The following is a 14,279-nucleotide window of genomic DNA, read 5'->3' on the forward strand; positions in this document are numbered from 1 at the left end:
CCGTGTTGGGTCCCCACGTCGTAGGGCTCGGGGTCACCCACAGCCACATGGGTACCCCCACCGTGTAGGTGCCTTCTGCTCTTGGGCTGGTGACAGTAGGGCCGGTCAAGAGCATGCTGTCGACGGCCTGCTGTGCTAGTACTGCCGGATCGACCGTGACGGCGTCGGGGCTGTTTGACCAGACCGTGTTGATCACGATGTAGCCAGCAGCCGAGCCAGTCCATCGGCACTCTTGGCGGTAGACCGCACCGTCACCCGGCTGATGCCCCTCCCACTCGGGGCTGCCTGCGGGCGGCTGTGGGTCTTTGAGCGTCCGGGAGCAGACCCACTTGTCTCGGTCGTCACCCGCGAGTCCACCACCTCCCGGAGGACGTGGACCGTCAGGGTGGGAGCCGTCCCCGCCACCAGGTTCCCTGACGCAGACCGTGACGTACTTCGTCCGCCCCTGGCAGATTCCACCCTCGGCGTGAGCAGGCATCGCGACGAAGGCTAAGACAGTTGCCGCGGCCAGTGAGGTGCCGACGGCTGCTGAGCGTCTCAGCATGTGCGGTCACCGTTCGGCGTCATTCTCACAACCATCCACTGACCGGCCCACTGCTCAACTTCAGCGATTGCGACGTAACGCAGAGGCTGCTCCGTCGGGTATGGCTGGATCTTGTTCGTGGCACGCTCGACTGTCTGCCAGGTGGAGATGTCCAAGCAATCGGTGACCGTTGCCTTCGGGTGCTCCCCAGACGGGTTGAATGCGGTCGCCTCGGCCCGATGTCCGGGCGATCCCTGCATGGTGGTGCCGGCCTTCTGCATGTTCGCGATGTCGGTAAGGGCATCATCCAGGGCGCTGTTGGCTGCAAAATTCACTAGCTTGGTGTCTTTGTCACTGCCTGCTGCGTACGCCTTGACTGTTTCGCCCCAGAAACTGTCGTAGGCAGCCAGGACCTTCGCCTTCTCGGTTGCCTGGAGATCAGTGGAGGTGCTGGGCGAAGCGGTGGGGCTGAGGGGCGGAGGTGCGGCTTTGTTGTCCTTGGCACAACCAGCCGTGACGGCTGCAACGGTGGCGGCGACGGCGGTGGCTGCGAGGAATCGGCGGCCTCGTGTGGTGCGGGTGTTGTGCTGGTATGCCGTTGTCACGTGGAAACCCCCGGTTATCACCTCGGCGGGAGTGCGGTCTAGGCCGCCATCCCGGGCCCCGTCATCGCGGATGCAACGTTTCTGTGTCCTTGCGACGTGCTGTACAGCGCACCATACGACGTCAACGCTCCATGTCCTACGGGGTTCTTGAGGCGCAGGTGACTCATCGTCATGCTTTGCCCGTAAATGCCTGTCACTCATTTGCGGATGCTCCTTCGATGGCGGTGTATCGCGTCGCCGTACCTGGGCGGTTGCGGAAGGGGGCGGCCGCCGGAGGAAGGTGGGTTGAGATTTCGCCATGTGGCTTGTTCTTTGCTTTTGTGAGGCCTTGGTGTGCGGAGGCGGGCACGTCCTCCGGTTCGCCCGTGCACCTGTCGAGCCTTGTCACTGGTACTCACCGGTTCAGTCACCGATGTCGGGCGTGCGCGTCACGATGGTGCTGTGTGGCCCCTCGTGGCGTGTCGATGTGTGGGGGCCGACGGCGGTTCACAGACGTGTCCATGGGCGGGGTTCTGCGGGGCCTGTCAGGGGTGTCCATACCGGGGCGGTGGGGCCGTGGGTTTCGAGGTCTTCGAGGATGGCGGCGCCGAGGGGGACGTGGGCGGCGAGGCTGGTGACGAGGCTGTGGTCGGCGGTCATGTGGCGCAGGTCGTCGATCCGGCGGGTGAGTGTGGGGCGGGGGGCGCCGGTGAGGATGAACAGGATGCGGGGGAAGCGGGGGTAGAACCGTTGCCAGGCGAGGAGGGTGCCTTGGTCGGTGACGGTGGTCCGTCGGCCTGCGGGCTGGGGGGTGTAGTCGTGGAAGCGGGCGTAGGAGATGAGTTTGCGGGCGAGGCGTTCGCTGCTCATGGTGGCGCGGTCGATTTCGACGAAGGCCCGGTACTGGCGGCGGCGGGGGCCGGTGCTGGTGTAGTGGAAGACGGCGTCGGCGATGATCTGGTCTTCGCCGCCGGTGTCGGGGAGGCGGTGGGCGATCTCGGGGACCCAGTCCAGCGGCCCGTACTCGTCGCCCCGGTTGCGGGCGTCGGTGAGGAAGGCTATGTGGGCACGGACACCGGTGAGGGTGTGGGCGGCGCGTAGTGATGCTGCCGCGTCGGCGAGGACAGCGGGGGCGCGCCCGCGCATTTCGGGCCAGTCTCGGACGGTGTTCGCGCCTGCGGCGGTGAGGAAGTGGGCTCGCAGGTGGTTGCTTCTGCCCAGCACCGTGTGGGAGATGAGTCCCTGGGCGCGCAGTGGTGCCAGGACCTTGTAGATCTTCCGGCTGGGGGTTTCGGGGGCGAGCATCTGGTGGAGCTGGGTGGTGGTGACCATGCGGTGCTGGGCGATCAGGGCCAGTGCCTGGTGGGCGCGGGTGTCGCTGGTCGGCGGCTGGATCGTGGTGGTGCGGTTCATGCGTACTGCTCCTCAGCGTCGTCGGTCCCGGATCCGGTGGTGGCTGGGGCAGGCGGCAGAGTGGTGAGAAATGTGCGGACTTGCTCGGTCTGCGCGAGCGCCTGGGCGGTGCGGTCGTCCAGGGTGCGAGCTGCGGAGTTGTTGTGGGCGGCGCGTAGCAGGGCTTTGGTCTGGCGGGGGCGGGCGAGGTGGTCGAAGACCTCGGTGAGTGCGGGGCCGCGGACCAGAAGGGGGCCGATGCGTTTTCCGGCGACGGTGAAGGAGGCGTAGTGCCACCACCGTTCCAGCTCGGCGGCGTCGGCGACGGTGACCTTGCCTGCCCACTCACCGGTGATCTGCGCGATGGCTTCCGCTGACCCGGCGGTGGTGGACAGGCAGCTGGCGTTTTGCAGCAGTGCGGTGCGGGTCGCGGGGGAGAGGCGGTGCAGCAGCTGTGTCATGCCGTGCAGGCGGCACCCGAACTTGCGCAGCTGCTCGGTGATCTCGGCGACCGTGGACGCGGCGCCGTCCAGTGAGATCAGCTCGTCCAGGTAGAAGCGGAAAGGGGAGCGGGAACGCTCAGGCAGGTCTCTGCGGGAGAGTCCAGCCCGCAGGAAGTCCCGGACGATGAGCGAGATCAGCAGTCGGTCGGTGGGCCCGGTCCCGGGCGGGCAGATCCACACGACGTGCTGCTCGTCCATGGCCCGGCGGATGTCGTATCCGCTGATCGGGCACCCCAAGAATGCGCGGATCACAGGGGATGCCGCGAGGCGGTCGAGCGGGTTGAGGACGGTCACCAGCGCATCTTTGGGAAGGTCGGGGAAGCTGCTGTTCCACCAGCGGCGCGCATCGGCGTCCAGGGATTTGAGGGCCAGGTGGCGAAAGGCCGGCTCGGTCAGCAGCGGCCGGATCTGGAACAAGGTCGCCTGCTGCTCCCCGGCGCCGACGGTGACGGCGCAGACGTTGACGGCGACCAGCGCCTCGACGGTTTTGGTGAGGATGGTCAGCGCGCGCGGTGCGGTGATGTCACTCCAGCCCAGGGCGGTGGCGATCGCGTCGATCACAGCGGCGGTCGCCTCATGGGGCTGTGGTCCGGAGGTCATGTCGAGCGGGTTCCAGCAGGCCAGCATCGCGTCCGGCTCACGGACAGTCAGATCGAACAGACGGATCCGCGCCTCGATGTCGTCGTGGGCGAGGTAGCGGGCGACCTCGTGGAAGGAGTCGCCGTGCGGGTCCACGAACGCGAGACCGTGCCCGTTGTGGGCGCTGGCCACAGCCTGCACCTGGGCCCGCATGGTCTTTCCCCATCCGGCTTTACCGGACTGGACCTCGAAGAGGGTGTCGTCCTCGTGGGTGGCGAGCAGCCGCTCCCGGCCGTCCGGCGCGCGGTACCAGCCCTGCGGCAGCAGATCCTGGCCCGCCTTGTAGGTCGGCATTTGCGCCTCCACCACCGGCAGCCGTGCCGCAGACGTCGGCGGCTTCAGCAGCCCGGCCAGCTCGTCGATACGCGCCCAGCCGCCGCGGGCTGGCCGCATGAGCGCAGTCGCCCACCGCTCATCGAACCGGGGCCGCCACGGCCACCAGTCGGGCCCGATCCGCCACGGCCCGAGCGAGATCCCCCGGGAGCCGATTCTGGAGTCGCCCGCGTACAGGTCCATGGCCGCGTTGATCAGCGCCAGCTGCTGCTCGGCGCGCCCCTCGGCGTTGGAGGCGCAGCGCACCAGGATCTGCACCCGCATCAGGCCTGCGTCCTGGGCGAACTTGCCCAAGGCGCGGTCGCGGTTGATGCGCTGGGCGTGCGGCGGCAGCAGGACGGGGGCACGGCCGGGGTTTCGCCACGCGGCTGGGTCCAGCAGCCGGCCGATCGCGGTGGGCAGGCTGGTGGCCGGCTCCCCTCCCAGCGACCGTGCTTCGCGCACGGCTTCGCGCCGGGCCCGGGCACGGGCCTGCTGGAGGATCTGCAGGCGGCGGACGGCCAGATGCCACCTGGGTGCGGGGGAGAGATCCACGCACACCTCGGCGAGGTCACCGAGGGAGGAGCGGATGCCGGCGACGGCGTCGACCAGCGGCTGTAATGGATCAGGGTCCAAGGGGACCTCGCGCAGCCTTGACCCGGGCTTGCCGTGCAAGGTCAGCACCGCCCGCACCACGTGGGTGCGCATCTTGTCCGCGAGCGGCGCGCTCTCGCTGACCTGGACCCGCGGCCCAAACGGCGTCAGCGCGAGGAGGGCGCGGGCTGAGGCGGGGGCCTCGATCCGGTAGGAGAGGGGCCGGCTTCCGTCGGCGCGCAGCCGAAGCCGCACGGTTCGGGCACGGCGCGGCGTCCACCAGGGCCCAGATCCTGCGGCCCGGATCACCTGCATGCCCTGGCGCCAGATCTCTTCATCCCCCGGCGTGAACTGTGCACTGGGCACCAGCTCCACGCAGGTCCGCTCGGCGAGCGCTTTCAAGGCCAGGCGCCGCTGGAGCACCTCCCACCCAGCCATCAGCAAAGCCGCGGCCAGCGCCAGCCACCACAGATTCGCGTACCCCCATGAGGCAAGCGTCCACACGGCACCGAGCATTTCGTTCGCAGCGCCGTAGGCTCCGGATGCGGACGCCGTCACGGTGTGCGGTTCCATGATCCATCTCCGTTCTGAGTGAAGTGGACGGCGGCCGTCCGGCCGTCCAAGAAGGTCCCGGCCGGATCGGCTCCGGTCCACACCAGCCGCACCACGGCCTGCGCCGGCCCGCCTGTGTCCGTACTGCTCGCGGTGTCACGGCGTGCGGTAGCCGCCTGGATCCGCACCTGGGTGTACTCGGCGGTCTCGACCAGCCACGCCGCGCGTCCCTGACGCAGCAGCAGTTCCTCGTCGACGAGCGCGAGGTCGTGTCGGCTGGCGTCGTCCATTGCCCGCTGTATGAAGCGGTCGGCGGCCTCGCCGGATCCGGGATGCGGCAATGACGAAGGACCATACGGCGGCGCACCGGAAGGCGGCGCCGCGGAAGCCGTCGCGGCCAGTGGACCGCCACGGCTGGCCGCTTTGCTCGCGCTCCGTCCCTCCGGCGCCGTCGGTGCCGACGTGGGAACGCCGTCCACGGCTTGGGCGGGCGAGGCCTCAGCTTTACCCGGCGCCGCGGCCTGTACTGCTGCGGGCGCCGGCCGGGACACGCGGACCGAGGTGTGCGGCCGCAGGCCTGCGTACAGCAGAAGGATTCCGCCGCAGGCCAGGACGCCACTGACGGCGATCAGCTGGCCGCCTGTCCGTGGTGAGGACGTCATAACGGCCTGGCCCCTCCCGCGTAGTCGGGCATCGCGGTGACGGGATCGATCCGTACGGCCTTGCCCGGCCGCGGCGCATTGATCATCTGCCCGTCGCCGAGGTAGATCCCGACGTGGTGGATGGTGGAGTCCGCGCTGGGGTCGTAGCCGTAGAAGATCAGGTCACCGGGCTGCAGTGCCGAGATTCCGGCGGTAGCGGGGATGCGCTGTCCGATGCCGGCCTGCTCGGCTGCAGTGCGGGGCAGGTTGATGCCGGCTTTGGCATAGGCGTACTGGGTCAGCCCGGAGCAGTCGAAGCCGGTGACGGTGCGGCCGTCCTGGCCGCCGGGGGAGCAGCAGATTCCGGTGCTGGGCCCATCGGGGCCTCCGCCGCCCCAGGAGTAGGGGAGGCCCTGCTGGGCCAGTGCGGCCTGGATGACCACACCCGCGGTGCCGGTCGGGGTGCTGGGAGTGGTGCCGAGGGCGTCGTAGCGGTCGATGCCGCTGAGCACGTCGTCTACGTACGCCCAGGACAGGTTGTAGGTGTGGATGGCGGCGCGGAGCTGGTCGCGGTCGGTGAGGTCGCGGCCGTTGCCGCACAAATAGACGGCAGCCGCCGTCGCGGCGTCGTCCGCGTTGTGGGGCGAGATGATCCCGTCGCCATTGCCATCCTTGCCGTAGGCGCGGAAGGTCTCCGGCAGGAACTGGAAAGGCCCGACCGCCCGTTCGAATTGCGTATCGCCGTCCCATGTGCCGCCGTCGGTGTCGGGGATGGCGGCGGTGTTGCCTCCGGCGCCGGAGCCGTCGAGGCGGGGCCCGGTGATCGGCGGGGTGATGTCCCCGTTCGAGGCGACCTGTCGTCCTGCATCGTGGTCGGACTCGACGCGCGCGATCCCGGCCAGGATCTGCCAGCGCATTCCACGGCAGCCGGGCACATAGATGGTGACCTGTGCGGAGCCGGTGAGGTAGGCGGCCAGCATCCGCGCAGGGATTCCAGCCGCGGCAGCGTCCACTTGACCCTGGCGGCCGGATTGTCCGGCGGCGGCAACCAGCAGGACCGGGGCCGTGCAGCACGCTGCCACGGCCAGCAGAAGCACGACCAGGCAGCCTGCCTGCGTCTTCCTCACGAATTTCCTCCTTCCTGATCGCCTCGCAGGCTCCGGCGATTCCGGTTCATCGCCGCGCGTAGCCGATCGGCGTTCGCAGCAGCCTGGTCGGTGGCCGGGGCTGCGGGACTTGCACCGCTGCCGCGGTGTGCGCTCTGCGCCGGTCGGCTCGTCGCCGACCTTCCGCTGCCGGTCGTGGGCGTGTGCAGGGTCCGCCCGACCGTGGCCTGGCCGGCTGCTCGAGCCGGGGCGGTGGACGCCGTGGTGCTGGAGCTGTCGGGGCGGCTGATGGTGGTCCGCGGCCTGGGTGCACGTCCGGTCGTGGCGGGCGCGGTGTAGACGGCGGCGCTGATCGCGGTGTCACGCACGGCACGCCCGGTGTGGACTGCGCCCTGACCCACGGCCTGTCCGGCCTTTACGGTGCCAGCGACGACGGGCTGCCATCCGGCGGCGTCCTCGCGGACCCGGTTCGCGCTCACCAGCAGCTGGGTGCGGACGTCCTCGGTGAACTCGCTGGCCTTCCCTCTCGCCGTGTGCACGGTGCGGGGCAGCCCCAAGGTTGCCGCGTAGGCGGCCCGGCCAGCGCGGTGGGCAATGCGGTACCCGCGCAGCCGTGACGCACGGGAGTGCAGCCGGGACGACAGCAGGGGACGGTCGGTGGCCGGGTCGTGCAGGATCTCGCCGGTCCACTTGTCCACCTGCACTTCGCCTTCCGCAGCACGGGTGCCACCGGATACGGCGTGTGCGCGCACGGCCTCCAGCACCAGGGCTGCAGGGTGGCGAGTCCCTGGTTTGGGTCCGATGAGTGCGGCGTGGGCGCCGCGCATCGCCAAGGACAGCGGGGCAAGTCCCGTACGGACTGCGCCGCGTGCCTCGGCGATGGCCCGGCCGATGGAGAACGGCGCCGAGCTGCGGGTGCCTGCCAGGCCCAGGGCGAGGCCGGCGGTGCGGTAGCCGGTGCCGGAGAGCCTGGCGTACTGCATGCGCAGGGCCACCCGCGCACCAAGCGCGCTGGCGCTGCCCGCGATCCGCTTGTGCATGACCAGGAAGGCGATGGCAAGAGCGTCGAGGAGCAGGAGCCGCTCGGCCATCACGTCCGGCCCACTGTCCGACAGCAACACGCCCGCCGCGATGCCGAAGAGTGGCAGGCCCACAGCGGTGGCGAAGGTGACCAGCGCCGAGGTGACCAGGACCCCCGTCCACCGCCACAGCAGTGTCCGTGTGGGGCCGGGCAGCATCGCCAGCACCCATACCACCGGTCCCGCCCCCGCCGCGGCGGCGTCCGCGCCCTGCGCGCCGAGCATGACCAGCGCCATCGAGACGACCATGGCCGCGACGACCAGGCAGGCCACCAGCAGGGCAAGGGCACCGAAGGCACGGTCCCAGCTGGGAGACTTCGCGTATGCGGCGACGGCCTTGCCGGTGGGTCCGGCCTTCTCCAGCTCAGCCATGAGCTTGCCTAGGTCCGCGGACGCTGCGCGCTTGGCCTCCTTGCTGTTGCAGTACTCCTTGGCCGGGCCCGGCAGGATGTCGCACTTCTTCGCTGCATCGGGGCCGGGGGGTTCACTGTTCTTCTTGACCCACTCCTGATGGGCCTGGTAGGCGTCCTTATCCTTGTGCGGGTCCAGGATCTGTCCGTACTGCAGGAGCATGTAGGGCTTGACGACCAGCGCGTCGGTCAGCGCGTCCTGGATGGGCCGGGTTACGGCCGCCGCCTGCACGCCGGAGCTCTGACAGGTATCGCGGCCGGGTCCGGCGATCATGTCGCAGGGGTCTGAGGACGTCGTGTTGCCGAAGTAGCTGCTCGTGGTGATCGATGCGACCTCGATCGCGGCCTGGTGGGTGACGTCGAGCGGTCCGTCCCGGCCCAGCAGATAGTCAGGGCGTATGAACGCGCTCGCGGCCAACGCGCCGATCACCAGGGTGGCTGCGATCTGCCCGAACCCGCTGGCAGCCTTGCCCCGCATGAAGAGGACGAGCCCGAAGACGAACCCCCAGGCCAGTGTCAGTCCTCTGAGACCGAGCGCGTCCACCACATGCGTCTGGTAAGCGTCGGCGAGGTGCTGCGCGGGACCGGTCAGCAGGGCAAGCAGCGGGAAGCGGAACACGAAGACGATCAGCCAGCAGCACATTCCCACCAGGAGTCGCGCCAGCGCGAATAACCCGGACATCACCAGGACCTGCAGCTGCCCGACCACGTTGAAGGAGCTGCCGCCGTCGGCCTGCAGCTGATAGGCGTCCAGCCGCCCGCCCTCGGCTGTCACCACGTTGAAAGGGGCTAGCAGCCCGCTCCCACCGGCGTCCGCGTTGCCGTCTGCGGCCCATGCCACCGCTGTGTTGGTCACGAGGAACACGACGGTGAGCAGGGCGAGGAATCCGGCTGTGCGCAGCGTGCCGCGGTCGATGCGGATCCCTCTCATCGGGTCCGCCGCTCGAGCGTCAAGGCCAGGGCGATGGCCGCAGAAAGGGCGAGGGTGGCACACACCATCGGCCCGTTGTGGCTGTCTGGTGCGGCGGGGACCGCGGTGGCTGCCGAAGACGTTCCGGTCACCGTGGCGGCCGCTGCGGGGCCGCAGGTGCACCAGCCTCGGGCAGGGCCGATCACCAGGTCACAGGGCTCGCTGCCCGCAGCACCGGCAGGCACCGCCGTGTTCGGCGACTGCCACTGCGGGGGGTGGGCCCATACAGCGACGATGCCGGTGAGGAGGAGCAGGACGAGGGCGGCGGTGAGCTGTAGTCGCAATTTTGTGTTCATCAGGGGGTCCCCCCGTGGGACGCGGCGGCACATGTGCGGCCGGGCGTGGTGAACAGGTGTTCGCGCAGCCGGGGCACTTCGGGTGGGATGACCTGGATCCGGCCGACCTGCATACGGGGATCGCGCAGCAGCATCTCGCCCTCCCGGCCGGCCTGGCCGACAGGGGAGAGGCCGGTGGTCACCAGCCGCAGCAGGTCCTCGTCGTCGCCGTCCAGGCCGAGGAATCGCAAACCCTTGGCCGCGCGAGTGCGGTCGGTGGTGCGGGCGAGGTACCGGTAGGCGACCAGGCCGGCATCCTTGCCGAGTTCCTCTTCGTCGTGGGCGCCGAGGAAGACACCGGCGCCATGCTTGCGGCCGTCGTGCAGGATCTCGTGGACGAGCGCGGCGCCTTCGGCCGAGGACGTCAGCCAGTACACCTCGTCGAGTGAGACCAGGCAGAAGCGGGTGGGGTCGGTGAAAGCGGCCTGCCGGGCGATGGCAGCCAGAAGGTAGAGCACGGCCCGCCCGATCAGTGCTTCCAGGGGCTGCTGGCGCAACACCTCGGCGTCGGCGAACGCCTCGCGCGGCGGGAGGGTCAGACCGGCGGTGGTGACCACGACCATGTCCGCGCCCAGGTCACCGGTCACGCTCACCACCGGCAGAGCCGAGTCGAACACCATCGCAGCGAGCGGGTTCGAGGCGACGATGCGCAGCAGATCGGCCATGGTGGCTGCCGCGTCCGCACGGCTCCCGCCCGTCGACGAGAGCGCGCAAAGGACTCCGAGGACCTTGCCCATCGATGGCTCGGGCCCGCCGGCCACTTCCTCGACGGCGTGGTGGAGTACCGCGCCGGCCGCGGTCATCGCGCCGACGCCCAGCTGCAGGGTCAGATACGACAGGGCGTAATGGGCGCCGACCGCGCCGCCGAATACCCGCAGCGGGTCGATGGACAGCTGCGCCTGGGCGGCATCAATGACTTGGCTGCGGTCCCCCATTGCGGTCTTGGCGAAACGCGACCATTCGCGAAGGGGGGTGCGGTCGATGACGATGGCCTGCCCGCCGCGATCCACGACCGCGGCGGCGATGAGCTTCTCCAGCGTGCTCTTCCCCGCGCCCAGCTCACCGATCACCGCGCTGGATGCCGAGGCGTTGACCTGGGGGGCGTCGGCGGGGTTGAGGAGTACCGGGCGCAGGGTGCCGCAGTCCAGGTCGCGGCCGATCAGGATCCCGGCCGGGTCACCCACCCGCGACAGCGTCAGCGCCCCGCACGCCGCCCAGTCCTCCGACAGCTGATGCTGCGTGAACTGGCCCAACTTCGGCGCCCGCACCCCGCCCGGCAAGCCGAGGACGAAGAGTTCTTCCTGCATGCCGATCGGCCGCACCGCCCGGTAGTCACCCGACGCCAGGGCCGCCGACAGCTCCCGCGCCCGCCCGTCACACGTAGCCGCATCCGGACCCCACACGGTGAGCACCGTCACCGACTGCACCTCCACCTCCACCGACGTACGCGCCATCCGCGCGTCCTGCTCCTCCAAATCCCCGGCCGCCTCCGGCAGCGAATACGGCATCCCGGTCGGCTGCGCCCCGTACTGCCCGGCCTGGTCCAACAGCTCCCGCTTCTTGCGCTGCACCTGCGCCCGCGCCTTCTTCGCCGCCACCACCCGAAGATCCACGCTCACGTCCACGGGGAAGGGCATGCCCTCCAGCTGAGCGAGGACGTCAGCGGCATCCACAGCGACCGCAGGCGGGAGTTCGGCGAGAACCAGGTGGGCCTGGTAGCCGGTCCCGGCCTCCGACTCGACCTGAAGCCACAGCCGGCCCAGCGGAGACACCGCCGCAGCCGACCGCCACCACGAGCCGACACTGCGCCGCTTGCTGTCTTCGGGCCTGTGCTCTTGGCCGCCCTCGGCCAGACGGACCTGCCCCAGATCCGCGTACGAGGGAGACAGGAGCTGTTCGCCGTGGATCCGGCTTCCATACAGCGGGCTCGCCGCGGCATCGGCCAGCAGCGGCTCCTCCAGCCCGCGGTACACGGCGTGCTGCACCATCCACACAATTTCCGCAGGCGATGCCGGACGCAGGGCCAGACCTCCGCCCAGCGACGTCTGCAGCCGCTCCGCCGCCTCACGTGCCGCCCGCACCTCGCCCGCCGGCACGGGCACCGGGGCCAGACCGAGTGCGGCGGACACCTCCGCATACATCGCACCCAGCGCTGAAGTGGTGGCGCCTGCCTTACCCGGCAGGGGGACCGCGAGCCATACGGTCCGCTCGTGCATCTCTTGTCCGTCGAGCAGGTCGATGCCTGCTGCGCAGACCTCCGCCCACGCGGGCAGCCGCTGCCAGTCGACGCCTTCCACCATCCGCTCGGCGACCTCACCGGGATCGGTGCGCCCGGCCAGCACGAACAATCGGGGTTCCATGCCGGGCATCGACCGCACCAGCGAGGTGATCCGGGCCAGCAGCTCCCAGCGGACCTGCGCCGGGAGGTATCCGCCCGCGAGGGGCTCCACCCGCCACACCGCCCACACCGCACCGGACGATGCCCACAGCAGATGGCCGGCGACGTGCCGGAATGGAGTCCGCATCATGCTGCTGCCCTCCCCACATCAGCCGCACCAGCCGGACCGGCGAGGAGGCGGTCAAGGCCGGAGCCGACCGCCCGGACCCCCACCACCACGCCCACCCCAACGGCAGCGGGCGCCGAAACCACTGCGGGCGCAGGCTCGATGACGAACCGGCCGCCCAAGTGGGACGGACGCCGGTCCCGAGCCACCCGGCCGCCGATCCGGCCCGCCGGATGCTGCGCCAGCACAGCCACAGCGCCCAGCAGCGCGGTGAACGGGTTCTGCCCCGCGATCTGAGCACCACGCACCGCCCACACCGACACCAGCCACACCACGACCGGCACCGGACCCGCCCACGACCACCAGTCGAACGTCTTGATCAGCCCCAGCGCACCGCCGCCGAGAACGACCAGCTGCGCCGGGGTGTACGGGCCGAACGGGACGACCCAGTCGCTCAGCTTGCCCAGTACCCACGGGTGGCGCCGCGCACCGGTGTACGAGCGGACAACCCTCAGCTCGATCACAGCACCCCTCCGTCGCCGGTCCGGGACGGGGCGATGACGACGACCACGGCACCGGAACTGTTGGCCGGGTGCTGGACCTCGTCGGTGAACATGTCCGACAGATCGTTGCGAGCCTTGTAAATACCGAGCACGATGATCATCCCGATGACCGCACCGATGGCGGCCTTCATCGACATCTGCCGGGCGATCTGGACGATCACGAGCACGATCAAAATGGCGACCAGCCCGGCGCCGCCCCAATCGGTCACAGTCTTGATGAGCGAGTCACCCAGCTCATCGAGCTTGCCGGCAAGCATCAGCGACTTCACTGCCCACCTGCCCGGGCGGAGACGGCCGGAGTCGGAGCCGACGACGCGGTGCCGGCGTCCAGCGCGCTGACTTCCCAGCGTCCCGCCCGCGCGGTCATCTCGAGTCGGTAGACCAGCGGCCACCGGCTGCCCGCCCGGTCCTCACCGGACACCCGGACTCGCACGCGGGCACGGACACCGTCCCCGGGGACAGCGTTGGCGGCCGCCTGTTCGGTGTCGGCGGCGACGTCCTCGACATCCACCCGCGCATACGCCGCAGCAGCCGGGGCTGACAGCCGCACACCCGGGGAGAGGTAACGCTCCAGTGCGGTGGCCTGTCCGCCGGCGAGGTAGGCCCGCAGAAACTCGCCAACCGTCGTGCCCAGCGTGTCGCCGGCGGGCATGGGACGCGTGTAGGGAGAGGCGGGAGCCGGAGCCGTGTCAGGCGCAGCGACTTCAGCCGGGGATCCGGTGACGGTGACCGGGCCGCCGTTCTGCCCGCCGGTCCCCGACACCGCGAAGTACCGCGCCGCCGCGACGGTGTCCGCCGTGCGCTCGGGCGCCTGGCCGGCGGACGGTGAGGGGGTGTGTGCGGTGTCGGTGAGGACTGCCACCACGACCGTCCACCCGCCCGGCGTAGACGTGGTCCGCACCGGCACGACACGCACCAAACCGGGTGCTCCCGACTCGGTGCGGGCCCGCCTGGGCAGGTCCGCGGCCGGGGCGATAGCACGCACCGCCGCGGCCACGGGGCTGTCGGGTGCGGCGGCGTCAGCGCGCAGCCACAGGTCCACGAACACCGCTGCCGTACCGGCCGCATCGGTCACCGGACGGGGCGCGCTGGTGGCCTGGGTGACGGGTGCGGCCTTGGCGGCGGTGCCACGGGGAACAACGAGGGCAGCTGCCAGGGCAAGGGGACCGGCAGCCAGCGCCGCCCATACCGCGATCCGGGCCACACACGGGCCGCGTGAGAGGGAGCCGCGGACCAGAACCGTCTCGGGATGTGAGCGGCGCAGCGGCTGCGCGGCCGGCGAGCGGGGAGCCGTCCGTACGCGGCGGCGGGGGACAGGGGTCATTGGTGTGACTTCCGTGGAGTGCATGTACGTCACGGAACGGCCGTTGCCTCACCACCTAGATCACCGATACCAGCCCTGCGCCGTCACGGGACGGCAACGCTTTGAGCGGTGAACTTCCCGGTGACTCACCACCGCCGTAGTGGAATCTCCCCACCGCAGGTCACAGCCCTGCGCGCCCATTACTCACCGTCTATCAGTGACATCAATCCCGGAGGCAGTCACCGGCTTTGGCGTGGCGGGACTTGTCC

The 14,279-nt window shown here is 70.2% G+C and carries 10 protein-coding genes; all 10 read right to left on the reverse strand.

The window, feature by feature from the left end; translation table 11 throughout:
- Positions 1 to 537 precede the first annotated feature (537 nt).
- Positions 538 to 1,128, reverse strand: a complete 591-nt coding sequence (locus ACFYZS_RS33285) for a hypothetical protein (RefSeq protein WP_389020893.1) — start codon at positions 1,126 to 1,128, stop codon at positions 538 to 540.
- Between the two features lie 486 nt (positions 1,129 to 1,614).
- Positions 1,615 to 2,520: a replication-relaxation family protein gene (locus ACFYZS_RS33290; RefSeq protein ID WP_389020895.1), complete on the reverse strand. Its 906-nt coding sequence runs from the start codon at positions 2,518 to 2,520 to the stop codon at positions 1,615 to 1,617.
- Complete coding sequence (locus tag ACFYZS_RS33295; protein ID WP_389020898.1) at positions 2,517 to 5,120, reverse strand: ATP/GTP-binding protein; 2,604 nt, start codon at positions 5,118 to 5,120, stop codon at positions 2,517 to 2,519. The genes ACFYZS_RS33290 and ACFYZS_RS33295 overlap by 4 nt, the downstream gene beginning before the upstream one ends.
- Entirely contained in the window at positions 5,102 to 5,389 is a 288-nt protein-coding gene (locus ACFYZS_RS33300; protein WP_389020901.1) for a hypothetical protein, read from the reverse strand. Before ACFYZS_RS33300 ends, ACFYZS_RS33295 begins: the two co-directional genes overlap by 19 nt.
- 368 nt (positions 5,390 to 5,757) lie before the next feature.
- Positions 5,758 to 6,867 carry an NlpC/P60 family protein gene (locus ACFYZS_RS33305; RefSeq protein ID WP_389020904.1) on the reverse strand — a complete coding sequence of 370 codons (1,110 nt, stop codon included), beginning with the start codon at positions 6,865 to 6,867 and terminating at the stop codon, positions 5,758 to 5,760.
- Positions 6,864 to 9,266 (reverse strand): hypothetical protein, encoded by a 2,403-nt coding sequence (locus ACFYZS_RS33310; protein ID WP_389020907.1) that lies wholly within the window; start codon positions 9,264 to 9,266, stop codon positions 6,864 to 6,866. The genes ACFYZS_RS33305 and ACFYZS_RS33310 overlap by 4 nt, the downstream gene beginning before the upstream one ends.
- Positions 9,267 to 9,600: 334 nt before the next feature.
- Positions 9,601 to 12,165, reverse strand: coding sequence for an ATP-binding protein (locus ACFYZS_RS33315; protein ID WP_389021077.1), 2,565 nt, complete (start codon positions 12,163 to 12,165; stop codon positions 9,601 to 9,603).
- Entirely contained in the window at positions 12,165 to 12,668 is a 504-nt protein-coding gene (locus ACFYZS_RS33320) for a hypothetical protein (RefSeq protein ID WP_389020910.1), read from the reverse strand. Before ACFYZS_RS33320 ends, ACFYZS_RS33315 begins: the two co-directional genes overlap by 1 nt.
- Positions 12,665 to 12,976, reverse strand: coding sequence for a hypothetical protein (locus ACFYZS_RS33325; protein WP_389020912.1), 312 nt, complete (start codon positions 12,974 to 12,976; stop codon positions 12,665 to 12,667). Before ACFYZS_RS33325 ends, ACFYZS_RS33320 begins: the two co-directional genes overlap by 4 nt.
- On the reverse strand, positions 12,973 to 13,911 hold the full coding sequence (locus ACFYZS_RS33330; protein WP_389020915.1) for a conjugal transfer protein: 939 nt from the start codon (positions 13,909 to 13,911) through the stop codon (positions 12,973 to 12,975). The genes ACFYZS_RS33325 and ACFYZS_RS33330 overlap by 4 nt, the downstream gene beginning before the upstream one ends.
- Positions 13,912 to 14,279: the final 368 nt, after the last annotated feature.

It is taken from the genome of Streptomyces sp. NPDC001903 (assembly GCF_042891345.1).
Taxonomy (GTDB): Bacteria; Actinomycetota; Actinomycetes; order Streptomycetales; family Streptomycetaceae; genus Streptomyces.